The sequence below is a fragment of the candidate division KSB1 bacterium genome (genome assembly GCA_022566355.1).
GTDB lineage: Bacteria > Zhuqueibacterota > JdFR-76 > JdFR-76 > DREG01 > JADFJB01.
Genome location: JADFJB010000050.1, coordinates 1 through 24,130, shown reverse-complemented (window position 1 = coordinate 24,130; position 24,130 = coordinate 1). Strand labels below are relative to the sequence as shown.

The 24,130-nt window shown below is 35.9% G+C and carries 23 protein-coding genes; 21 read left to right on the top strand and 2 right to left on the bottom strand.

What is annotated here, in order from left to right:
* The first annotated feature begins 15 nt into the window (after positions 1-15).
* The 5 genes from IIC38_10505 (at position 16) to IIC38_10485 (ending at position 6,389) form a co-directional block, all read left to right on the top strand.
* Positions 16-1,299, top strand: a complete 1,284-nt coding sequence (locus IIC38_10505; GenBank protein MCH8126382.1) for a P-loop NTPase — start codon at positions 16-18, stop codon at positions 1,297-1,299.
* A gap of 103 nt (positions 1,300-1,402) precedes the next feature.
* Entirely contained in the window at positions 1,403-1,816 is a 414-nt protein-coding gene (locus IIC38_10500; GenBank protein ID MCH8126381.1) for a TraR/DksA family transcriptional regulator, read from the top strand.
* Positions 1,817-2,007: 191 nt separating this feature from the next.
* On the top strand, positions 2,008-2,469 hold the full coding sequence (locus IIC38_10495; GenBank protein ID MCH8126380.1) for an Hsp20/alpha crystallin family protein: 462 nt from the start codon (positions 2,008-2,010) through the stop codon (positions 2,467-2,469).
* A gap of 17 nt (positions 2,470-2,486) precedes the next feature.
* Positions 2,487-4,943, top strand: coding sequence for an endopeptidase La (gene lon, locus IIC38_10490; protein MCH8126379.1), 2,457 nt, complete (start codon positions 2,487-2,489; stop codon positions 4,941-4,943).
* A 15-nt stretch (positions 4,944-4,958) separates the two neighbouring features.
* Positions 4,959-6,389, top strand: a complete 1,431-nt coding sequence (locus IIC38_10485; GenBank protein ID MCH8126378.1) for a UDPGP type 1 family protein — start codon at positions 4,959-4,961, stop codon at positions 6,387-6,389.
* A 14-nt stretch (positions 6,390-6,403) separates the two neighbouring features.
* On the opposite strand, the gene IIC38_10480 is transcribed toward IIC38_10485, so the two are convergent.
* A complete protein-coding gene (locus IIC38_10480; GenBank protein MCH8126377.1) occupies positions 6,404-7,018 on the bottom strand; it encodes a TrkA C-terminal domain-containing protein in 615 nt (204 codons plus the stop codon).
* 330 nt (positions 7,019-7,348) lie between these two features.
* Here IIC38_10480 and IIC38_10475 point away from each other — a divergent pair, with 330 nt between their 5' ends.
* The 16 genes from IIC38_10475 (at position 7,349) to IIC38_10400 (ending at position 22,875) form a co-directional block, all read left to right on the top strand.
* The gene (locus IIC38_10475) at positions 7,349-9,262 is read left to right on the top strand and encodes a M6 family metalloprotease domain-containing protein (GenBank protein ID MCH8126376.1); all 1,914 of its coding nucleotides are present in this window, start codon (positions 7,349-7,351) and stop codon (positions 9,260-9,262) included.
* Positions 9,263-9,418: 156 nt separating this feature from the next.
* Positions 9,419-9,790, top strand: a complete 372-nt coding sequence (locus IIC38_10470; GenBank protein ID MCH8126375.1) for a response regulator — start codon at positions 9,419-9,421, stop codon at positions 9,788-9,790.
* A gap of 361 nt (positions 9,791-10,151) precedes the next feature.
* Positions 10,152-10,457 carry an STAS domain-containing protein gene (locus IIC38_10465; GenBank protein MCH8126374.1) on the top strand — a complete coding sequence of 102 codons (306 nt, stop codon included), beginning with the start codon at positions 10,152-10,154 and terminating at the stop codon, positions 10,455-10,457.
* A gap of 6 nt (positions 10,458-10,463) precedes the next feature.
* Positions 10,464-10,895, top strand: coding sequence for an ATP-binding protein (locus tag IIC38_10460; protein MCH8126373.1), 432 nt, complete (start codon positions 10,464-10,466; stop codon positions 10,893-10,895).
* Between the two features lie 10 nt (positions 10,896-10,905).
* Positions 10,906-12,492 (top strand): SpoIIE family protein phosphatase, encoded by a 1,587-nt coding sequence (locus tag IIC38_10455; protein MCH8126372.1) that lies wholly within the window; start codon positions 10,906-10,908, stop codon positions 12,490-12,492.
* A 101-nt stretch (positions 12,493-12,593) separates the two neighbouring features.
* A complete protein-coding gene (locus tag IIC38_10450; GenBank protein ID MCH8126371.1) occupies positions 12,594-13,040 on the top strand; it encodes a response regulator in 447 nt (148 codons plus the stop codon).
* On the top strand, positions 12,964-13,839 hold the full coding sequence (locus IIC38_10445; GenBank protein ID MCH8126370.1) for an HDOD domain-containing protein: 876 nt from the start codon (positions 12,964-12,966) through the stop codon (positions 13,837-13,839). Before IIC38_10450 ends, IIC38_10445 begins: the two co-directional genes overlap by 77 nt.
* Positions 13,840-13,872: 33 nt before the next feature.
* Positions 13,873-15,519, top strand: coding sequence for a PAS domain S-box protein (locus IIC38_10440; GenBank protein MCH8126369.1), 1,647 nt, complete (start codon positions 13,873-13,875; stop codon positions 15,517-15,519).
* Positions 15,520-15,538: 19 nt separating this feature from the next.
* Positions 15,539-16,066 carry a hypothetical protein gene (locus tag IIC38_10435; GenBank protein ID MCH8126368.1) on the top strand — a complete coding sequence of 176 codons (528 nt, stop codon included), beginning with the start codon at positions 15,539-15,541 and terminating at the stop codon, positions 16,064-16,066.
* An 81-nt stretch (positions 16,067-16,147) separates the two neighbouring features.
* Positions 16,148-17,758 (top strand): PilN domain-containing protein, encoded by a 1,611-nt coding sequence (locus IIC38_10430; GenBank protein ID MCH8126367.1) that lies wholly within the window; start codon positions 16,148-16,150, stop codon positions 17,756-17,758.
* Positions 17,733-18,308 carry a hypothetical protein gene (locus IIC38_10425; protein MCH8126366.1) on the top strand — a complete coding sequence of 192 codons (576 nt, stop codon included), beginning with the start codon at positions 17,733-17,735 and terminating at the stop codon, positions 18,306-18,308. The genes IIC38_10430 and IIC38_10425 overlap by 26 nt, the downstream gene beginning before the upstream one ends.
* A gap of 35 nt (positions 18,309-18,343) precedes the next feature.
* Positions 18,344-18,781, top strand: coding sequence for a hypothetical protein (locus IIC38_10420; protein MCH8126365.1), 438 nt, complete (start codon positions 18,344-18,346; stop codon positions 18,779-18,781).
* A gap of 18 nt (positions 18,782-18,799) precedes the next feature.
* The gene (locus IIC38_10415; protein MCH8126364.1) at positions 18,800-19,978 is read left to right on the top strand and encodes a PAS domain S-box protein; all 1,179 of its coding nucleotides are present in this window, start codon (positions 18,800-18,802) and stop codon (positions 19,976-19,978) included.
* 36 nt (positions 19,979-20,014) lie between these two features.
* Entirely contained in the window at positions 20,015-20,395 is a 381-nt protein-coding gene (locus IIC38_10410) for a response regulator (protein ID MCH8126363.1), read from the top strand.
* Positions 20,396-20,409: 14 nt separating this feature from the next.
* Entirely contained in the window at positions 20,410-21,531 is a 1,122-nt protein-coding gene (locus tag IIC38_10405; GenBank protein ID MCH8126362.1) for a HAMP domain-containing histidine kinase, read from the top strand.
* 9 nt (positions 21,532-21,540) lie between these two features.
* Complete coding sequence (locus IIC38_10400) at positions 21,541-22,875, top strand: response regulator (GenBank protein MCH8126361.1); 1,335 nt, start codon at positions 21,541-21,543, stop codon at positions 22,873-22,875.
* Positions 22,876-23,080: 205 nt separating this feature from the next.
* On the opposite strand, the gene IIC38_10395 is transcribed toward IIC38_10400, so the two are convergent.
* Complete coding sequence (locus IIC38_10395; protein ID MCH8126360.1) at positions 23,081-23,941, bottom strand: hypothetical protein; 861 nt, start codon at positions 23,939-23,941, stop codon at positions 23,081-23,083.
* Between the last annotated feature and the right edge of the window lie 189 nt (positions 23,942-24,130).

The following is a 24,130-nucleotide window of genomic DNA, read 5'->3' as shown; positions in this document are numbered from 1 at the left end:
TACGGAAGTGAACCTATGTCAGAAGATGTTTTCTTGAAAATTCAAGGCGCCCAGGTTGGTCCAGTTACACAAAATGAATTGGGGACAATGATAAAAGAAAGAAAATTAACACCCGAGGATTTTATTTGGGACCAGGATTCCCAGGAATGGTTGCCAACTATCGAATCACATTTGATCCGAGAATATTTTTTATATCCTGATGATCTTGATCGTATTATTATAGCGATTGGTGGAGCTAAGGGGGGCGTTGGGAAAACTTTTTTAACTATATCTTTGGGCGTTTTACTGGCGTCGGCAGGGAATAAGGTTATCCTGGTTGATGCGGATCTTGGTGGGGCAAATTTACATACATTGATGGGGATCGATCGTCCTCAGTTAACATTTTATGATTTTTATACCCGTAAAAAAGAAAACCTGCAAGATATCGTTTTATCGACTGAGATTGAGAATCTTTCTATTATCTCGGGAGCTTGCGGAACTCTCGGGTTGGCTAATCCAAAATATTCTCAAAAAATAAGATTTATTACTGAATTAAAGAAATTGAATGCAGATTACATCTTATTGGATCTCGGGGCAGGCTCATCGTACAACGAAATTGATTTTTTCCTTGCCGCAAATAAAGGATTGATTGTTTCCACTCCCGAACCTGCATCGATTCAAGAGGCTTTCTTTTTTCTGAAAAAAGCTTTGATACGAAAATTAGCTCATATCTTTAGAAACCAGGAACAAATATCGTCATTGTTTGACCTGGATAAAGGAACATGGAATCATCCCAATGCAAATTCAATTAAAGGTTTGTATAAAGAAGTCGAAAATGTTGATGTTGAAGCAGCAAGTGTGTTTCGAGGAGTTCTTGGAAAAGTTCAACCTTTATTAATATTGAACATGGTGATGAATTCAAACGAGTATAAGGAAGGGACTTCTTTGCAAACAGCTGTTGGTGAGTTATTATCTTTAGATCTGGATTTTTTGGGAAGCATTCCGTTTGATAAAAAAGTACATGAAGCATCTATGCTGCAAAAACCATTTGTAATTCATGATCCAACTTCAAAAGTATCAAAGCAATTAGGCATCATTGCAACTGAAAAAATAGAAAAAATAGCCAAACTACAAGGATATTTTGACCGAAAAAGAATAAAGAAGTTTTTGAAGATGTTAGAATTACCTGAATCCAACAAAACAAATGATTTAATTATTTGTTCTTATAGATGCAGTTATTGGGGAGACTGTGAATACCAGAATGGTGGCTATCCATGTAGCATTCGAAATTTAGAGGTGCTTCTTCAAAGTGAAACTTAAAAAATGAAACAAATCAAGTAGTATGAAAGTATACTTCACATTTGATTTTAGCAGCACTACTTAAAAAGACGTTTCCATTTATGATTTATTGCGGGTGATTTTTATGACAAAGAAACAAATAGAAATTCTAAAAAAATTATTGTTAGAAAGACAGCAGGAAATTCTCCAGGAATTAGGGGCTAGTAATGATGACATTGATAAATTACAAAGGGAAAATTCTGCTGATTGGGTGGATAGAGTTAACCTGGATGATGCAGTCAATAGTTTAATGGCAAAGGAAAGTGGCTTAGCTGAAGAGATTGAAGAGATTATTGAGGCACTTCAAAATATTGAAAAAGATGGATATGGCATTTGTAATGAATGCAACCAAGAAATCGCCTTTGAGAGACTTGAAGCGGTTCCCACTGCTAAATTATGCGTTGCTTGCAAAATCAAAAAAGAAAAATTACAAACTCGGACTCTTAATCAAAGAGGTCCGACTTCAATTCCATCTGAGATGTTCGAGTTTGATGAGTAAAAAGATGGTTTTAACCTTTCATAAAGAAAAAAGAGAACATTTGTTCTCTTTTTTTTTGTCGAAAAATTAAAACAACCTTGCACTGTTAGAAAATTATGCTAAACCATAATAAATTCGATATATTAAATAGTTCAAAAAATTTAATGACTCTTTTTAGAATGAAATAGTTAGTTAGGTAATGGAGGTTTGAAATGCCTTTTAAGGATCACGATCTAAATCAAGCTCTTAACAATTTGCGTGAAATGGAGAAAGAAGTAGAAGAGCTTCTTAAGGATTTCTTTTTATCTAAGAACCAGACCCTTATGGTTTCCGAGAACGGCTGGACCCCGCATCTAGATATGTATGAAACATCTAATGCTTTTATCGTTAAAGTTGAATTATCAGGAGTCAATAAAAATGATGTAAAGGTTCAATTGACTCGGCGCATATTGATTATTAGTGGTATACGATTCGATAAGCCGGGTGAGGACAGAAAACATTTCAATATTGCAGAAATTGCTTACGGTAAATTTATAAGAAAAGTTGAACTACCAGCAGAGGTGGATGAAAACAAAATCGTAGCTCAATATGAGGATGGTTATCTGAAAATTTCCATATCCAAAGCACAAAAAGATAAATCTAGCCATGTTATTATACCCATTACAGATGAATAATATTGTAGGAGACGTAGATGTCCGGACAAAATGAACAAACAGAGGCAACTATTGGAATCGAGGATATCCCAGACATTAAAGATGAAAAAGAAATAGAACGTTTAGAAATCCCAACCAGAATTCCAATTTTACCCATGCGCGACACCGTAATCTATCCGTTTATGGTGTCACCGTTGTTTGTCGCTCGCCCAAAATCAATCAAACTAATCGATAAGGTTCTTCTTGGAAACAGATTGCTGGGCCTTGTTGCTCAAAAAGATGGAGATATTGAAGAACCCAAACCCGATGATATTAATAAAGTTGGGACTGTCGCAACAGTGCTAAAAATGTTGAAATTTCCGGATAACAGTATTCGGATTCTTGTCCAGGGTTTATCCCGGATGCAGGTCATAAATTGGGAGCAAACAGAACCATACTTGGAAGCAACGATCAAGTCAGTTGAAGATTATTTTGAAAAAGGACTTGAGCTGGATGCTTTAACCAAAAATATAACGATACAATTTCAAAAGATCGTCAATGTAGTGCCAAATCTTCCGGATGAGCTGCAGATTGCAGTTATGAATATTTCCCACCCTGGCAAGCTATGTGATTTAATTGCGAGCAATCTAAACCTCTCACTTTCTGAAAAACAATCTATTTTGGAAATATTAGATGTAAAAAGACGCCTGGAAAAGCTTACAGTTTTTATGAACCGAGAGCTTGAAGTATTAGAGGTAGGCAGCAAAATCCAAAACGAAGTTCAATCGGAGCTTGGAAAAAATCAACGTGAGTATTATTTACGGCAGCAGCTGGAAGCAATTCAGAAGGAACTTGGCGAACAGGATGAGCGAACCGTCGAAATTAATGAATTAAGGGAAAAGATTGAGCAAGCCAAGATGTCAGAGGAAGCCAATAAAGTTGCGCTTCGGGAGTTGGATCGACTCGCAAAAATGCCCCCCGGAGCGGCTGAATATACAGTTAGCCGCACTTACCTGGATTGGCTGATTACTTTACCCTGGTCAGTTGCCACGAAAGATAATCTTAACATAAAAAGAGCCAAAACCATTTTGGATAAAGATCATTACGATCTGGAAAAAGTTAAAGACCGAATTTTAGAATATTTAGCAGTGCGAACATTAAAACCTGATATGAAGGGTCCCATTCTTTGTCTAGTCGGTCCACCGGGAGTTGGGAAAACTTCTTTGGGACGCTCTATTGCCCGAGCTCTTAGCCGCAAATTCGTTCGTATTTCCCTGGGTGGGGTTAGGGATGAAGCTGAAGTTCGTGGGCACAGAAGAACCTACATCGGGGCGCTTCCAGGTCGAATCATCCAAGGGATTCGTCAAGCAGAATCGAATAACCCGGTATTTATGCTTGATGAAATCGATAAGCTGGGAATGGATTTTCGTGGTGATCCGTCTTCTTCATTGTTGGAGGTTTTAGACCCCGAACAAAATCATACTTTTTCAGACCATTATTTGGAAACCACCTTTGATTTAAGCAAAGTTATGTTTATTGCAACAGCAAATTTACTCGACCCGATTCCATCCCCTCTTCGTGATAGAATGGAGGTTCTCGAATTGCCGGGTTACACGGAAGAAGAAAAAGTTCAAATTGCCAAAACTTATATCATTCCGAAGCAATTAGAAGCCCATGGACTAAATTCAAAGCAACTAAAATTTGATAAAAATGCAGTTCTAAAGATTATTCAAGGATATACCCGGGAAGCAGGATTAAGGAACCTGGAAAGAGTAGTTGCTAATATTTGTAGAAGAGTAGCTCGTGGTATTGTAGAAAAACAAATCGCAAGTAGAAAAGTTACATCTAAAAGCCTGCAAGAATACCTTGGCGCGCCAAAGTTTATTTTTGAAACGGCCCAAAGACTCGGAGAACCCGGGGTTGCTACCGGACTGGCATGGACTCCGGCCGGCGGCGATATATTATTCATTGAAGCAACCAAAATGAAGGGTACAACAGGTCTCATCTTAACAGGCCAACTTGGCGATGTAATGAAAGAATCTGCCCGGGCAGCACTATCCTATATTCGGGCTAATGCCGATAAATTAGATATTGATATTGAATTCTTTATGGATTACGAAATTCATATTCATATTCCTGCCGGTGCAATTCCAAAAGATGGACCATCGGCAGGTATTACAATTGCTACTGCGCTTCTTTCATTGGTCAAAAATATTCCGGTTCGAAGTGATCTGGCAATGACAGGCGAACTCACATTACGCGGGAAAGTGCTTGCAATTGGAGGATTAAAGGAAAAAGTATTGGCAGCAAAAAGAGCAGGAATTAAAAAAATTCTAATGCCGGAAAGAAATAGAAGAGATTTTGATGAAATTCCGGAAAACGTAAAAAAAGCTATGGATTTTCACTATGTTGATTCCTTGGATGATGTGTTCAATCTTGCTTTTGAAACAAAACCGGCTAAAAACAGCAAAAGAACAAAAGTTGTTCCCATTGCTGAAAGCATTGAAGAAAACTAAATAAATGGGAAGATATTGAGTTCTGAGCAAAAAATTGACTATTCAAAGACGTTAGAAAAATACCGCTCTTACAGTCAAGAACATGTTTTGAGTCGATGGTCCAATTTATCCACAGAACAGCGAAGAACTTTACTGCAACAGTTAAGCAATGTTGATTTGGAGCTGATTCAAAATTTAGTTGAAAAATATATCCTGAATGGACTGCAAAAAACAGAGACAGAAGTAAAATTCTCCCCACCGGAAGTTATTTCAATTCCTCAAACTCATGAAGAGCTGGAAATTGCTAAAACCGCAGTCCAATACGGTGAAGGAATTATTCGGTCGGGCAAGGTTGGTTTGGTTTTGGTTGCCGGAGGCCAGGGAACTCGACTCGGATTTCCGGGACCAAAGGGAAAATATCCTATGACCCCGATTAAAAACAAGAGCCTCTTCCAAATTCATGCAGAGAAGATTTTGGCGCTTTCGAGAAGATATCAAACAAACCTGCCATGGTATATTATGACAAGTGAAAGTAACGATGATGAAACAAAGTCTTTTTTTGCAGAAAACTCTTACTTTGGCTTGAATCAATCGGATATATTCTTTTTTCAGCAAAATATGATTCCGGGAGTAAACGAATCAGGCAAGTTATTATTGCAATCCCAACACAGAATTTTTACTAATCCCGATGGCCATGGCGGAACTCTTGGTGCATTAAGAAACAGCGGCGCGCTTAAAGATATGGCGGATCGCGGTTTGGAACAGCTCTATTATTTTCAAGTAGATAATGTTCTGCTAAAAATATGTGATCCTGTTTTTGTCGGTTACCATACAAAAGCGAATTCTGATATGTCTTGCAAGATCGTCCAAAAGAAAAACCCGGAAGAAAAAGTGGGTGTTGTGGGGTACTCCAATGAAAAATTAACAGTTATAGAATATAGTGATCTCCCCAAAGAGTTAAAGTTTGCCAGGAATGAAGACGGCTCATTAATATATGGGGCAGGAAATATTGCTGTTCATATGCTGGCGCATTCATTTATCGAAAAACTTACTAACGGCTCTCTTTCGCTTCCCTTTCACCTGGCTCATAAAAAAATTCCTTACCTAAATGAATCGGGAGAAAAGATAAACCCGGATGAGCCCAATGGTTATAAGTTCGAAACTTTCATATTTGATGCATTACAGTATGCAGCCAATCCGGTTGTTATGGAAGTAAATCGAAAAGAAGAATTTAGCCCGGTAAAAAATACCAATGGAGACAATTCGAAACTTACAGCAAATCAAGCTATGTGTAATTTATTTGGCTCCTGGTTCGAAAAAGCCGGGTTTGATGTTCCGCGTGATACGGCAACAGGGAATGTCCTTGGGAAAGTAGAAATTTCTCCTTTATATGCTTTAGATGAAAACGAATTTGTCAATAAAGCACACTCAGAACTGCAATATAATGATGGACTTTATTTAGGCTAAGGGGAAGTTGCAGATTATTCTTTTGGGGGGTTAAATTTTTTTATCGTGTTTTCTACATCGTTTTTTTTGCCCAGTAGTGTGATTTGATCCGCAACTTGAAAACCAAAAGTGCCATCCGGAATAATTGTTTCGTCACCACGCTGTACAACCCCTACCAATACTTGCTTGGGTAACTTGATGTTTTTTAATCGTTTGCCGGCAATTGGCGAATTTTTTTCGATTCTTAACTGTTCGATTGTACAGCCGCCGTCATCCAGGAGTTCTGTTAAAGAATTAATTTTCTCTTTTTTTAGAGTCTCCGGAGAAAGTTTTGAATACAGTTCATGAATTTCGATTTTTTGTTTGTGCAGTTCGGCTTTATATTCATCGATTTTATCTGAGAACTCCTTTAAGTCAGACGATGATTTCTTTAACTTCTTGGAATTGTACATAGCATGAAATTCATTGCCCAATTCGGTGTATGAATCCTCTATCTTTTTTTCGATTGATTTTTTTTCCATTTTAGCTTTATTAAGTACAATGAATTCGGTGGATTTTTCACTTAATTTCTCAATACCTTCTCGGGCTGTTTCTGCACTCACTTTTGAAAAATCCGATATTGAGGATTTGAGTTTTTCAAAGACATCCATTGTTATATTCTCCAATTTTATTTTAGTAGAGAGTATACATAAGCAGTTCTAAACTTATCAATATTAGTTGTGTAAATCAATTAATATCTTCTTCTTGTTTGTCCGAAAAGGGTTAAGAGTTTATGCTGGTAATAAATATTTGAGCAACACTTGGGAGTTTATTGTGTTTTAATACCATCTATAAATTTTAGTAACCTGCAGTTAGTATTGATTTTTAAGAATTAAATATTAACGTTAATATTCATAGCGAAATATGATTAATTAGCCGATAGGATAGTGACTTTTAGATATTTAAGCAATTCATATTATTGAAGGTTTTATCAGCAAAAAATGCCCAAAAGCAAAACAAAAAGAATCTTTGTTCAAACGCTGTTTTTGGCGCTATTTCCATGGTCTTTACTTAATGCACAACTGCCTATGCCTGCGCTTAAAGGAACATTAACTTCAAAACACCTCAACAAAGGGATTATTAAAGACGCTCCTCCGTACGAGCATTTGAGTCGTATTCAATCCCTACCGGAAATTAAGAAAAGTGTAACAGGATCTGTTAAAGCAATCATCCTTCTGGCTGATTTTCCTGATTATTCCTGGGATACCCAACAAGATTCAAATTTTATTAATCCCATAAATGAGCCGGGATTTGAGGGACTTTACCAGACCAGTTATTACGAAGAAATGCTTTTTAGTATCCATTCATTTAAGGATCCATATAGCCAGAGTTTGATAACCGGTAGTATGCGAGATTATTATGTTGAAAATTCATATGGGCAGTTTGATGTTGATGGGACTGTGACGGCATGGTATACAGTTAGCCAACCGTATTCATATTATTCAAATCATGATGGCTTACCAAATACTTCAGATGACTATGGTCTTAATAGTGGTTATGTTTTTTTGAAATCATTTATTCATGAAGTCTTAGAATTAGCAGATGCGGATATTGATTTTTCGGAATTTGATGAAGATGGCGACAATGTAGTCGACGCGCTATTTATTGTGCATGCAGGACCCGGTGCTGAGGAATTGTATATCAGTAGTTATGATGCCCATTTTAATTATTTTTGGTCTCATCAAGCTTCTGTTCAATATCAAACGGCAGACGGTATAAAAGTTGGCCGGTATACCATTGAACCGCAAAACGGAACGATTGGCGTTTTTTGTCATGAATTTGGCCATACTTTAGGGTTGCCGGATTTATATGATACGGATAGATCTTCCGAGGGAATCGGGGAATGGGGATTAATGGCAAGTGGAGGGTGGTGTCATCTTCCCGGAGATCGTTTCGGAACCCGGCCGTCACATTTTACTGCCTGGTCCAAAATGCGCCTTGGTTGGCTTCAACCGCAAATGGTCAGATCTGGCTCCAATAGTTATCGTTTACCCCCGGTTGAAAGTGAACCCTTTGCTATTCAGGTCTGGAACGATTCTATGTCAACAAATTTAAGTGATCCGGACGAATATTTCTTACTGGAGAACAGGCAAAATCAATTATTTGATGCTGCATTAACTCGCAGGCAAGTTGATTTTAACCGGCCATTGGCAAACGGGCTTATCATTTACCATGTTAACAAAAACCGATTTCACAACAGTGATGATTCCAGAAGATTAATAGATGTGGAAGAAGCAAGTCCTATTTTGATAAACGACACTTGGTTTGAACAGCTGGATTCACCTAGAGATTTATCTTCATATCAATTTCTAAATTTCGGAAACAGGGGGGATAACGGCGACCCCTTTCCTGGCTATTCCGATTGGTATGAAGATTTGACTGATTTTTTTGGAGAACGAGATAAAGATGAGTTTAGTGAATACTCAATTCCAAATACGCGAACCAATGACAACAAAGTGACTTTTATTTCGGTTAAAAATATTCGAATCGAAGGAGAAGATGTCCTTTTTGACTTGGATACGGATGAAACCCTAACTAGTGCTCTAACAAGTAAATCATCAACCCAACCGGAAAGTTATACATTTTCCATTTTTCCCAACCCAATGAAAGGAGCCTCAAAATTCTTATTGAGAGGGGAGTTTAATGATCCCAATCAAATTGGGAGAATTACCATTTACAACCTTCTTGGCCAAAAAGTTTATCATGATGAATTTTCCTTAACTCATAGTACGGGAAAATTGATTTTATGGGATGGAAGAGATAACCTGGGCAGAATAATGCAAACCGGGATTTATTTTGTTGTTGTTCAGTATGGCTCGTTCAAAGTTTCGGAAAAGCTCATTATTACTTTGTAAAATCTCCTTTCATACAGGATAACAATTTCACCACGTTTTTTCTTAAATTGGTAATTGAGTAATTGATATTAAAGCTTGATAATCCTTCTTTTTTCTTGTGATCCAAACACTTAATGCTTAATTTAAAATATAAAAGGAACAAATAAGTTAGGGTCTATGGTGGGTAATAAAAATGTAAATGTACTCATTGTTGATGACGAAAAAGACTTTCGAGATCTGTTTGCTGAATTGGTAACCAGGATGGGTTATTCAGTAATTACAGCAGAAAACGGTAAAGCGGCATTGGAAAAAATAAAGAAAAAACCCATTCGGGCAGCAATCATTGATTACAACATGCCAGGAATGAATGGCCTGGAGTTGTTAACACAAATCAAAAAACAAGATAACGAGGTATTTGTGGTTTTGATTTCAGGATATGGTAACGGGGAATTAGAAACGGAAGCTTTACAAAAGGGTGCTGATGAATATGTAGTTAAACCGATGGATATAAATAAACTTCAAGACGCCCTGCAGAAAGCTCTTCGATAGATTCCTTTTAGACAATTCCCATAAAAGTTTTACCCTTCTCTTAACTTGCATCCGAACGAAAATTAACTTTTTTAACAATTCCGGATTTTGTTAGCCGCAATCTTTTCACTTTGAAATGATGAGATTCCGGCTTAAAGAGCGGCTATGGGTAAAACCTTATTTAGCGGAATCTCATAAAACAAGAAAATAGTCAAACGCGTTTCTAAAATAATTTATTTATATTTATAAATAACGTGTCATAAGAGTTTAAAAAGGAAAGATTGCAGAACCCTCTTTAAAGAAATACCGAATCCTTCCGATTTAGATAAAATAAAGGAAAATATATCCTCAAGGTTGAACTCATTGATATTGGGACAATTTATTGAAAGTAAATTACTTTAATCAGGATAATACAATTAGGATTTTGGTTGATGAGGAAACCATTGATATTGAAAATGCAGATCAGCTCCGTGAGATTCTTATTGATCAAGTTTACACCGGTAATACCGATTTACTTTTAGATTTACAGAAAGTCACCTTTATAGACAGTTCCGGTTTAGGAGCACTTGTCTATGGACTAAGAGAGGCAAGGCGTTACAAAGGTTCGATTCGAGTTTCCGGGCTCACAGAACATGTCTCTTCTATGTTTTCAATAACCCGCTTAAACAAAATTTTTGAAGTAATTTAATTTTACATGAGTAAAACACTAACTGATAGTTTTCGGGTAGAGTTTTCGTTTTTAGGAACTGTTGAAAATATTCGCAGGTTCTCTGTGGTGGGGAAAAATATTGTTCAATCCATTTGGCCTGATAATCCGAATCTAGCCTTTGAGGTTGAACTTTGTCTTACAGAAGCTCTGACCAATGTTCATCTTCATGTAAATCATAAAAATTGCCAAGAGAAATTGACTTATAAAATTGAAGGAAAGGGAAATAAAATTTGTATTCGTGTATTTGATTCCGGAGACGGATTTTCTCTTGAGCAAGTCATTCAACGAAATGATCATGATTTATTATTGGACCATGGAAGAGGACTTAGGATCATTCACAACCTGGTTGATCGCTTAGATTACAGCAAGGGTAAACAAAGAAATCAATTGATTATTGAAAAGATAGTAAACGAGTAAGCTCGTCATAATGAAGGATAATACTACAACACCGAAAGCGGTAACACTGGAAACTGATTGCTTTGAAGGCATTATGCTAAAAATCAATCAATTGATACCGTTCTCATTCTGGATTAAAAGAGAGGGTTGTTTAATTTTTTCTTCAAATGGAACTGAGAATGGATATCTGGAGGAAAGCCTGCAATGTGAAGATACAACGTTGACCCTAGGAATCTCACCAGATGTTCAAAAGTATTCTTTAGGGCTTAAAGAAACCTTTGTTCAATTATTACAGCTTGTGCTTAATAATCAATCTCGGGTTGAAGCCGAGATGAACTCCTTTTCCGCCGAATTATTGAATCGCTATGAGGAATTAAATCTTCTTTATGAATTAAGTCAGTCTATCGGAGCTGATTTTGAGCTGGATAAGATATTCGATGTGTTAATAGAAAAAATAGAAATTGTTCTCGATGTAGCAAGAATATCCATTATGCTCTTCGAGGAAGAGACGGAAGAACTGATCGTTGTTGCTGCGAAAGGTTTTGATGTAAAGCAATTGGAGAATCACAGGATTTCATTAAAAGAGGGTATCAGTGGTTACGTACTACGCCGTGGTGAGCCTCTTTTGGTTCAAAATGGTAGTAAAATTCCAAATGACGTCAAAGTTCACACCAGAGATTATAAAACAGAGTCTTTCATCTCCGTGCCGCTGATTTGCACACATGTCGAGGGTAATGAAATACCAATCGGTGTGATTAATGTGACTGAAAAAAGAAATACCAAAAGCTTAACTTCTGGCGATTTGAAGCTCTTAAATTCCGTGGCTTCTATTGCAGCAATTGCAATTTATAATAACCGCCTCATTGAAACAGCTAAAGAATCGGAGAGAATGAAAAAGGAACTGGAAATTGCAGAAACGATTCAACTCGGGTTATTGCCGAATCACTTTCCTGTTCTCCCTGATTTAGAAATTTTTGGAAGATGCTGGTCGGCAACCAATATTGGGGGTGACTATTTTGATTTTTATATAGAGAATGAAGACCGTGTGGATTTGGTTATTGCAGATGTATCGGGCCATAATGTGAGTGCTGCACTAATGATGGCAGTTACAAGAAGTGTTCTTAAATCATTAATGCAGGAATCAATACCGGTATCAGAGGTGTTAAATCGAGCCAATAGGACTCTCTTTGAAGATCTGAATCGAGCTGGATTTTTCATTTCGATTTTTCTAATTCGCTACAATCGAAAAACAAAAGAATTAACCTACGCGAATGGTGGACATCACCCCGTGATGTGGTATAGAGGTAAAACAAGAGAAATCAACCAACTGGATGCCGAAGGCCTTTTGTTAGGTGTATTACCTGAGGTGCAATTCCAAGAAAAATCAGTTACTGTTAAATCGAAAGATATTCTTGTGATGTATACCGATGGCTTAGTTGAGATCGACAGTCCTGAAGGAGTAATTTTGGGATACGATAAATTGAAGAGTGACATCGCTCATTCAGCAGGAGAATCTGCCAAAGAATTAGTAAAATTAATTTTTGAAGGGGTGCAAGATTTCAATCATAATACCATACAAAAAGATGATCTAACCTTGCTGGTTTTGAAGATAAAATAGACTAAATAGTTAAATGATGCTTTCAAAGTATGATTAAAGCTGTCATTTATGTCGATAATATAAAAAAGTTAGAATCTGAAAATAAAGTATAAGGATAATTTTTGATTGGAAAAACGAATATTCTAATTGCTGTGAACGAAATATTTATTAGCAGATCTCTTTCTTTGTTGTTGACGGAAAAAGGCTATAGAGTAGAAACTGTACGTTCTTCCAAACAAGCTTGGGAGCATATCCAAAATGGTTTTAATCCTGATGTTTTATTTGTCGATGATCTGGCTTCGGATTTTTGTGGGCTGCAATTGTGCCAAAAAATCAAAGAGAATTCACAACATCAAAATATTTATGTAATCTGGATAACGGACCGATGGCGTAAATACGACATCGAAAAAGCAAAGCTTGTGGGAATTAATGAGTATATGACAAAGCCTTTCAGCCCTTCCAAAATCACTAGACGGATGCGAGAAATTCTAAATGCGAGAAATGATGAAAAAACCGGACAATCTGAAAAACATCATCAGCCAGATACAGACTCTACCTACGCTTTCTAAGGTTGTTAAGCGTGTTATTGAGTTAGTAGAAAATCCGGAAACGTCTCCAGCTTGTTTGGCCAGGGCTATTTCTACGGATGCTGCTATGGTTAGCAGAGTTTTAAAAGCTGCAAATTCTGCATATTATGGTTTACCCAAGCAGGTGTCCACCATTACTCAGGCAACTGTTGTATTAGGGTTTAATACGATTAAAAATTTGGTCTTAGCGACATCCGTGTTTTCCATTTTTAAAGGTAGTGGAGTTAGTAGATTTAACAGGGAGGAATTTTGGTTACATTCCATCGGTTGTGCTACAATAAGCAAAATAATATGCAGGCAAATCCACATCGGTTTACCAGAGGAAGCATTCATCGCCGGTTTGTTTCACGATATAGGAAAGATTGTAGAAGATCAATTTCTTCATGATAATTTTGACAAGATTCTTACTTGTATTGACAAAACTCATGTTTCGTTTAAGGAAGCTGAGCAAACTATACAAGGGATAGATCATACCGAAATTGGATTTTGGTTGTGTGATAAGTGGAATTTTCCATTACATCTGCAAGAAGCAGTTGCATTTCATCATAACCCCAGGAAAGCCACGATCAATAAAGAGTTGGTTAGCCTGGTTCACCTGGCAAATTCGATTGCAATAGAAGAATCATTAGGCAATGGCGGCGATCCATTTATGCCAGCAATTGATCCAATTGTTGAACAAATATTGGGGATAACGCAACCTGAGATTTATGAGTTAAAAGAAGAAATTTTCGATGAATATGATAAAGCTATTGGTTTTCTCGAATTAATGGTGAGTAAATAAGGGAAATACAGTTTTGAAATGAGGTGATAAATTGTGAAAACGTTACTACAAGAAAACTATACAAGGTCAAATGGAGAGGGACAGGCAGATTTTCAAAATAATTTTGAGGAATATAAACATATTTTTCAAGAAACAAGACGCTTAGGCGATATTCATCAAGTCGATAAAGTATTTAAATGTGTGATCAAAATTTTGCAGCAGGTTGTTGAGTTTTCCGGAGCTGCTTTTATTGAAAAAGAGAAATTTGCAGATCATTACCATCTAAAAAATGAATATAAATTAAATAGCAAACTTGATAAACATCTTCGCTGGTTGGAACGCTCCGGGTATTTAAAATGGGTTAGTGAATCTGATACAGTATCATTAATACCACCGGATGATGAGATTGCAAGTAATCATCCGTTACTCATTATTCCATTATTAACAGGTAAAAAAATAATTGGCGCGTTGGTCGTTTTCCTTAAAATAAATTCAAAGGATATAACATCTAATAATTCCGATCTACTGACTTTAATCGGATCGCAAGCTGGGGTGGCTTTTGAGAATGCACGCTTGTATGAAGAAATGGCCACAAAAAGTCATGTATTGTCAAGTATGAAATCATTTATGGAAAATTCAATCGAGAGTGTTGGAGACGGCATTATAGCGATTGATCTTGATAAGAAGATTTCACTGTTCAATTCAGCGGCAGTTGAAATTTTAGGCCCTCAACATGACACAGCGATTGGATTACGATACAATGAATTGTTTGACCAGGAATTTGTTGATTTTTTAGATCAATTATTTGATTTGACTCTTACAAAAGGTGAAAACCGAGATGAATTTTCTTATCGAAATCCAATAAGTAAAAAACGATTTTTGATGGAAATATATGCCACCATTCTTAAAAATGATGAAGGTGAAAAAATTGGCGCTATTGCCGTTTGCCGCGATTTGACAGAGCAGCAGGAGTTGACTCAGTTACGTCAGTTGGATCAATTGAAAGATGAATTTATTTCGACTGTTTCTCATGAATTAAGAACGCCTTTAACCTCAATCAAATCTTTTACAGGTATTTTAAAAGATCTTGAAAACTGTGATGCCAAAAGTCAAAGAGAATTCCTCGATATTATCGATAAAGAATCAGACCGGTTGATCCAATTAATCGAGGAACTATTAGACATCAGTAAAATAAACAGGGGAGAATTCAATTCAGAAATCGGGTTCATCAATATCAAAGCTGTGTTTAAGAAATCATTATTCGTATTGCAGGCTGTAGCCGGTGCAAAACGCATTAATTTTGAAGCCGATTTTAATGGTAACGAAATTGTTCTTAGTGACGAAAAACGGCTCATTCAGGTGTTTGTCAATTTAATTGGGAATGCCATAAAATTCAGCCCTGATGGAGGAATAATAAAAATATGGACAGAGAAAATAAAAAGCAATGGCATGAAAGATAAATGTAACTATTTGAAAATTTCTATCAAGGATGAAGGAATAGGCATACCTAAAGAATCCAGGACTATCGTATTCGAAAAATTTAAACAGCTTAGGGATGATCCCAGTACCAAACCAAGTGGCAGTGGTCTTGGGCTATGGCTTTGTAAAAAAATTATTGAAGAACACGAGGGCACAATATGGGTAGAGAGTGAGCCAAATAAGGGCTCTACGTTTATCTTTACACTACCCAATCCGGATTAAAACTAATTTAAACTGAAGTATGAACATATCAGAAGAAAAAGGAATTTCGTTCATTGAGATTCTATTTATTGCAGGAATTTTAATCGTGTTATGTTGTATGGCATTTATGAAAATCTCCAACCAAAACCAACAAAAAAATGAAGTCCATCTTCAAAAATCCTCAAAAGAATTTCGTCTGGCTATTTATAATTACTTTCTCGACCATGGACATTATCCGTGCTCTGAAAATGATTATAACAAGAAAGGCGATTTGAGCATATTACAGAACCAATTGCTGTGGTATACTAACGAATACGGAAAACCGGCTAAATTAAGGAATCGCGAAAACAGGTTCGGACCGTATCTTCCGGAATTTCCCATTGAGCCGATTTCAAATTTGCATACTGTCAAACTTGATTCAAGTGAATCTAAAACTTTGCTGGAATTAAGACTGAAAACTGCAGATGATTCGACTGCCACAGGCGGGTGGTTGTTTCAAGCGAAAACTGGTTTCCTTATAGCCAACCTGAATAGGAAATTCTTCAAGGATTATTATGCCTATTATTAGCCGTTAATCTGCAGCGGATTATTCGTAAACAATGTTTAGAAGTAATAAGATTTTCTTTTTTACAAAAGGTTAGATGAATAGATGATAGGGTTTTTAAAAAGAATATTGGGAAAGCAAAAGAATCTTAGTTTCGGATTAGATTGGGGGACGCATTCCGTTAAACTTATCGGGCTAAGGATGTTGGAGTCAAAATATGAACTTACTCATATACTATTTTTTGAGCTCCCGGTTTTTTCTTCTGCAAAAAACTTAACAAAAATGATTCAACATAGGTTGAAAAAAATTAATTTTTATGGTGCTAAGATTACTGTTGGTTTACCATCTGATGGGGTTAAGATGCATCCAACGAATAAATCAATATTGAGGAAAATTCTAAATTATGCTCGCAAAAAAAAACAGCTTGAAGATAATTTGGACAATCAAAAATATAATCTTGATGTTACGGAAGAGTTTGTAAAAAGTGAATGGAGCCCAAGAAAAGCATTAAAAGGTTTTCCGAAAAGACTGGAAATAGATAACCTGACAATTCCACTACTGCAGAATACTTCAAAAGAGGAATATTATTTATTTTTAAATATTGGTTATAAAAAGAGCCAGTTAATTTTTTCACTCGGTCAAAACATACTCGAAATTAAGACACTCAAATTCTCATTCAAATCAATTATTCCAAAAAATATAAATCAACAAACCCGGAAAAGAATATTTGATGCTTTAAAATCCGATCAAATTTCTTATGAGAATAAGAATTGGATTTATAAAGAGGATGCCTTTATCGTCGGGTTTGGGAATATTTTGATTGATATTCAAGGAAACTTAAAAGAACTGGAAAATGAGCTAAAAGAATTATTATTGATTCTAAAAAATCAATACAATGTTCAAATCTTCCAAATTAAAATATTAGGCGGTGGCGGGCTTTACAACTGGTTGAAAGAATATATTTCGCAGAATATGAACCTACAAATTCAAAACGTGAATCCCTTTACACAACTCTCAATGGGTAAGGCAAAAAATAATTTTGATCATCTGCATGATATTAAGCCAATTTTTTCTCAAGCAATAGCTTTAGCCATGGCTGGCGCTCAATCAAAGCAAAGGAAGAGATTAAATCTGATCAGAAGTATTCCTGAAAACACTTCGACCGATAAATCGGTTATGAGAGGAGTGCGTTTAATTGGGTTATCGACGGCTTTTACGCTACTTTTTATTTTTGTATTAACGACTTATAATTATAATCAAAAACTTCACGAGTTTTCGCGTTTAAGTGTACAAAAGAAAGAAATTGAAAGTAATCTATCGAGTTTTAGAAAATTAAATAATTATAATTTATTATTGACTAATAAGCAAAAAAAGGAAATTCCTCGAACAACATTTAGAAAATTATCATCAATTTTGACTTTGGTGAGTGAACAAATTCCCCGGGGGATATGGGTTACTGACATAAAAATAGTTACAAAAGAAAACTCAAAGAGAAAATCAAAAAGAAAAAAAGAACCAGTATCCATCGTCATAGAAGGCAAAAGCGTGTCCGGAAATTACGTCACTGAATTTTTTAATAAGTTGTCAGCAACTGGGTATTTTTCACAATTGTTATTAAAAAAAATTGATGAAGATCATAATACTAGCGATCTCATATCTTATAAACTGATTGCTAACATTCGAGAAAGTAATGTCAAAGTTTCGACTAAAAGTTAATTATCGATCATCAAAATTTAGCAGGTATTTACCCAGGATCCAGAAGGGGATAAGTACTATTCTTATTCTCTTACTAACCTTTGTAACCACTTATGTGATGTCAACCAGAATTACATCCATCATTAAAAAGACAATTAATCTTAACACAGAAATAGTCCAACTTCGTAATGAAGTTACTCTTACTTACAATAATTTTCAAAAATTAGAAGAAGTTGACGTACAGGCTTTTAATTGGCTTCCGGTAAATTCAATTCCAAATTTCCAGGTATGTGAAAATGATATGGACGTTTATCAGCGAATCATTAAGATGGGGTTAGAGAAAAAGATAGATCTAATAGACTTGTCCGTACAAACACAGGAAGAGATCCCTGTCGGATATGCGTATCGTTTTCAACTTAATGCTTCCTTTGCAAGCATTGTAGAGTTTTTAAAAGGTATTGAATTGGAATTTGTAGTTTTTGAAATAAAAACAGTACACCTGAAGCCCGAAATAGCCGAAGATACATATATGGATAAAGTGCATCTTTACCTTGAAGGTTGGTTGTTATAATTTGAAAAGTGAAGCATTATTTACTTAATTATCTCATGAAAAATGTAGTAAAATTATTGGTAATTGCAATAGGTGGTGCTACGACAAGTTTATGGCTTGGTGGAATTGATATTAAACATAAATTTGAGAACATTCACTTTGGCCAGATGAATATTGCGAATTCCCTAATTCCAACGTTAAAAGGTCTGCTTAACAACCGAAGTCAATTGGCTACTTCGAATGATATGAATGAAATAGATATGCAATTAAGAGATCCGTTTCTGCCATCAAATATTAATTCAGGTTCGAATAAGCGGACATCCAAACGTTTATTAGAAGGTTTGGTCTATCGTGATGAGAAAGAATACGCATTAATTGGTGGAAAAATGGTAGCCCTTGGAGATTGGGTTCGTAATATGAGAGTAATCATGATTCGTAATGACAAAGTTGTTCTGGCGAACAACAAAAGCATCCGAGTGCTTTACCTGTTTTAGTTTAATGAAAGGCAAGTTTTGAAAGATACCAAGTTTAATTTATCACGTCAGGAATTGTTTGAAAGATTGATCCTTTCGCAAAAACAAATTTTGGTTTACAGCAAAGACTTTGCACAAATCTACCGTAAAGAGCGGGAACGCCGTATCCATTTGGAAGAAACCCACAACAAACTAAAAGCTATTGTAAACAGCATCTCAGATGCGATGGTGGCAACAGATAACAATTTGGTCATTACAGAATTTAATAAGGCATTTGAAAATATAATTGAAAAAACACCGGAAAACATTCAAGGATCGTCGATTGTTAGGTTGCTGCCAATTCAAGATCTTACCCCCAAAATCAATCAGTTTAAGACTGAAGATTCCACGGTATTAACTCTCGAATTTTCAATAAATTCCCTTGGCGAATCAGTCTACCTGGCTACTGTAACCAAAACCGTCAGCCAACAAACAGAAAGGAGTGGCTTTGTTTTTGTTCTCCGGGATATTACGGAAAACAAGCGCCTGGAAAAGCTTAGAACTAGCTTATTCACTTTTGCTTCCAATGAAATTAAAACTCCCTTAAATGGTTTGATTGGGGTTTTAAATTATTTGTACAGTGATTTGAAAACAAAATTAAACGAAGATGAAAGTGCACACTTTCGGTTTTTAATAGAATCCGGAGAGAATTTGGAAAAAATAATGGAAGACCTGATGAGGCTTTCTCCGTTAGCTTCGGAAAATGACTCAGAGGTTTCTCCGGTTGAATTGAACGAAACAATAAAAAGTGCCATTGCCAACATCGATTCGGAATCATATAGGCTAAAAGTACAAATTCAATTTGAAAAATCCGACAACGTCTATATTTTAGCGGACAAAATATTATTTAATAAAGCAGTAGAAAACATTATAAAAAATTTGGTTTTCTGTTCTCATCAAAATTCTGTATTGAAGATTAATTTGGTACAAAACCAAAGTGAAATGGAAATTCAATGTAAGAATTCAACAGTAAATGAAGAAAAAGCCAGGAATTTTAAGAAAGAGTTGAAAACACAAAATGATCACGAAATAAATAAGCAAGGGATTAACCTGGCGCTGGCAAAAGATATTGTGGAATGGAATGGTGGGAAATTTCAGATACGGGGAAAGAAATCTTTGGTTTTGGTCATCAAATTTTCTAATTGGAATTCGGAATTAAAGGCTTTAATGAAGGATTAAAGAAATTAATATTTGTAATAAGCAATAGGTTATAAAATGAGTGGATATTTCTCAAAAAAAATTTTAGTTGTTGATGATGAAGAGGAAATCAGATCGTTGGTTAGAGAAACACTGATGGTTGATGATTTTAATGTGGTAGAAGCGGAAGACGGAGATCGAGCATTGAACATGATAGCTAATGAAGCTCCCGATCTGGTATTGTTGGATGTTCGAATGCCGGGACGATACGATGGATTGGAAGTCTGCCGGCAGATTAAAAATGATTCTAAAACTCGCGATATACCGGTAATTTTTCTCACAGCTGTTCCGATTCCTGAATTAAAATACCGGGAAACTAATGCCCAGGGTGTTTTTAGTAAACCGTTTAGTCCGATCAAATTGGTTGATAAAGTATATCAAACACTTGGTTTAAATTGAGTAACAGTAAGTTTATGAAAGAAGCAGGACATAAAAAAAAAACTGACAATAAAAATTCCAAATCATCGAACGCTGACATGCTGGTCGAAGAATTGTTCCGGAATTACAATGTCAGCACTGAACTCATAAAAAAAAGTACGGATCTGGATGAATTGTTGGACACGATCTTAAAAGAATATAATGATCGATTTGATGAAATTCCGGGAGTCGATTTAGTCAATGTAGATCAATTGGATGATAAATGCCTTGTTAAAGAAAAGCTCAGATCTTTTGTTATGTTTGCGTCACATGCAATAGTTTTAAAAGAGAATGCAGAAGTATTTCATAATCTCGAGGAGTCCAATAAAAACTTATATAAAGCCAAGATAAAATTGGAGAAGCAAAATAATCTTCTCGAACAAATGAATCAGCAATATTTGAACATGCTGGGATTTGTCTCTCATGAATTAAGAAATCCGTTGATTTCGATTCTCGGTTTCGCCGAGTTATTGGATGAGGAATTGTTGGGAGAACTAAAAACCGAACAAAAGAAAGCCGTGTCAGTCATTATTCGGTCCTCCAGATTATTAATTGAAATGATAAAGAATTATTTGGATTTGGCTAATATTGAACAAGGTGACCTGGTTATTGATAAAAAGAGGTTTGACTTACACAAAGATATTCTTTCGTTTGTGTTGGAAGAAATGACCGAACAGTACAACCGGAAAGAATTGAATGTATGGGTAGAAACAGATCTGGACAGCATTGTGGTTGATTGTGATTCCGGGTTAATGAGAGTCGTTTTTAACAATCTCCTTTCAAATGCTGTTAAATACTCCAACCAGGGAGGGAATGTGGTCGTTGAGATGGTGAGAAAAGAGGACAATTTTGAAATCAGTGTTCTGAATACTGGCCAGGGTGTTAAAAGAAATCAATTGAAGAATTTGTTTAAAAAATTTACCCGCATTGAATCTGAAAACCAGCTTGGAATGAAAAGCTCCGGGCTTGGTTTGTATAACGCAAAACATATTATTAAGAAGCATGGTGGATCCATTTGGGTGGATACCGAGTATGGAAAATATTTCAAGGTATCATTTTCATTGCCGGTATGCTTGGAGGCAATGAACCCAATAATAGCCCGGCAAGCTGTAGGATAATTTAAGAAAATGAAATTCAGGATTAGCATAATTGAACCGGATATGAATGCCAGAAATGTTCTGAATAACGTTTTGAAGGAATCTGGGTTCGAAGTCTTCTCCTATGCTGATGGTGAAACTGCTTTGGAGAAATGGAAGACAGTAAAGCCTCATCTTGCAATTTTTGAGTGGAGCTTAAAAGGTTATTCAAGTTCTAAATTATGCCGGGAAATCAACATTCATTATCCCGAAATGCCGTTCTATATTTTATCCGATATTCGTGATATGAATGTCAAGCTTGAAGCATTGCAAGCAGGCGCTTTGGACTTCCTGACAAAGCCATTTGACCGGGAGATGTTATTGGCAAAAATTAATACAGCTTTACGGATTTATAGTTCCAATTCCAGAGATTCCAAAGTTAATGGATCAAGTGATAACAAGAGCAAGCCTTCATTTGTTGAGTATTTGATTACAAAGAAAATTAAAACAATTAAACCGGCGCCGGATGGACAATCAAAGTTTGGGTTTTCTTATAAACTGCTTTCGAAATGGGATAATAAGGAACTAAATCCCGAACAACAAATCGAATTTCTAGAAAAAGTGGAAAAAGATGGATGGTTAGTGAAACGAATTTATGACATGGTTAAGACCTGTCCTACATGCAGCTCTTATCAAATAAATATTAGAACCGTTTGCCCTGACTGCCATTCTCCTATATTCACCCAGGACATACAATTTAAGAACTCTGAAAGCAATTCATTTAATAGTGGAATTTCTCATTTTAACAGATGTGAAAGATGCCAATCTGAATTTAAGCATGGATTGTCTTTCGCACGCTGTTGGTCATGTGAAACGGAATTTAAAGAGGAAGAGGCCAACGCCCAAATTATTTATTCATTTTCATTGAAGCCTGGAATTGTTCCGGATAAACCGGACGATAATGCATTGCAGATGATTCTAAATGAAAATGGATTACAAACATTGGACGGTTGTATTTTTGAGGATTTTTTAAGATTGGAAAAGCACCAGCATCATTTGGCTCAAAAACCTTATGCTGTGCTTCATCTCCGCTTTTCGACGATGAATCAAGCTGAAAATAATTCTGAAAACAAAAAGAAAATTAACCATGTTGTTTTAATGGTAAAAAAATTAATGCAACCCCAGGATGCGGCGTTTTGTAAAGCCCCAAATGAACTCATCCTTTTCTTTTCCTACACGGAACCCCAAGTTGCAGAAGCCAGGGCAGCGAGAATCAATTCTTACTTAAATAAATTAGAGTTGGATTCCTTTGTGCAATTGGACTTAACCATCCACAACTATTCTAATGTTTTGGATATCTTGGAACGAGAAATCGAAACAGTCTAAACCCAATTTATATTTTTTCAATTTCGGTGATGCAGCTGTCAAGTTCAAACTGAACTGTAAAACGCAGTGCTCGCTAAGAACCATGTGTACTTACCAGGTTTTTGATTCTTGGTAAACTCTGCGCTCTCTACCGTTAATTAACCTGTTTTTCAGGTTGATCCTCTCTTCAAAATGTGTTTTCCATGCAATAAAACAGAAAATTGAGTTATTTTACCAAATTGATTTCAGCTGTTTGAACTACTGTCATTGGAATGTCCATCCCTTGAGAAGGTATGGCGACAACGCCTTCAGTCTGCGAATTTGAAGTGATGTTCACAAAAACTCCGGTCGCATAATCAAAGTAAAAAACTCCGGTGCCGGTACCTATTCCATCAAATTCAAGATCCATTCCGTTTTGTTGCCCTTTACCTGATAGTTTCATCGAGACTTCAACGTCAAACCGTAAGCATTCCGTGTTTTGTTTGGTTTCAACACCAACAAATTTGTAAGTAGTATTTGAATTGATATCAAGGTTCAAAGGACCGCTTTTCACAGTATTTGTTTCTTTATGAGGCCAACTATCCCCGATTTTCAAAACTTTTTCCGGGAAAATTATAAATAAATTTTTCAGCAATATATCGATATTACTGCCCAGGGCCAACTTTTTTATTGCCTCAGTGCCGGTTATTTTTGTTACTTTGCCGAAAGGATCTGAGGTTATTTTCACATTGGAACTTAGTAGTTTTTCTTTGTAATCGCCGATGCCGGTTAACCCGGGTGCGTTTGATTCGATAGTAGCAGATTCAAAAGTAACATCATAGTTAATCTCGTTTTCAGTTACACCGCTTACTTTTAAAATCATACTCATATCTGACTTCGTTCCAAAATTTTGTTCTTGCCCCATCATGTTTTGGGTAATATCAGAATTTGAAGTAATCATGTATTTTGCTACAGAGCCAATCTTGGGCTTATAAACAATCTGGAATCCCTTCGTGCTCATTTCAGTTAAATTCATCTTACTTGCACTGCATGACCAAATAAATGCCACAGTTACAAAGGTTAAAATAGTTCGCATTGTGGTTCTCATAATATTTCCTGCCTTATAATTTTGATTAAGTTAATTAATTAACCTGGATAATTCATAGCCACCAAGACTCAAAGACACAAAGCTTTAAAAAATAAAGGTTAAGAAAGATTGATTTTTTATATTGACATAAAATTGGTTCATAGTAATTTTCTTTATAACTTTAATATTCTTAGTGACTTAGAGTTTTTG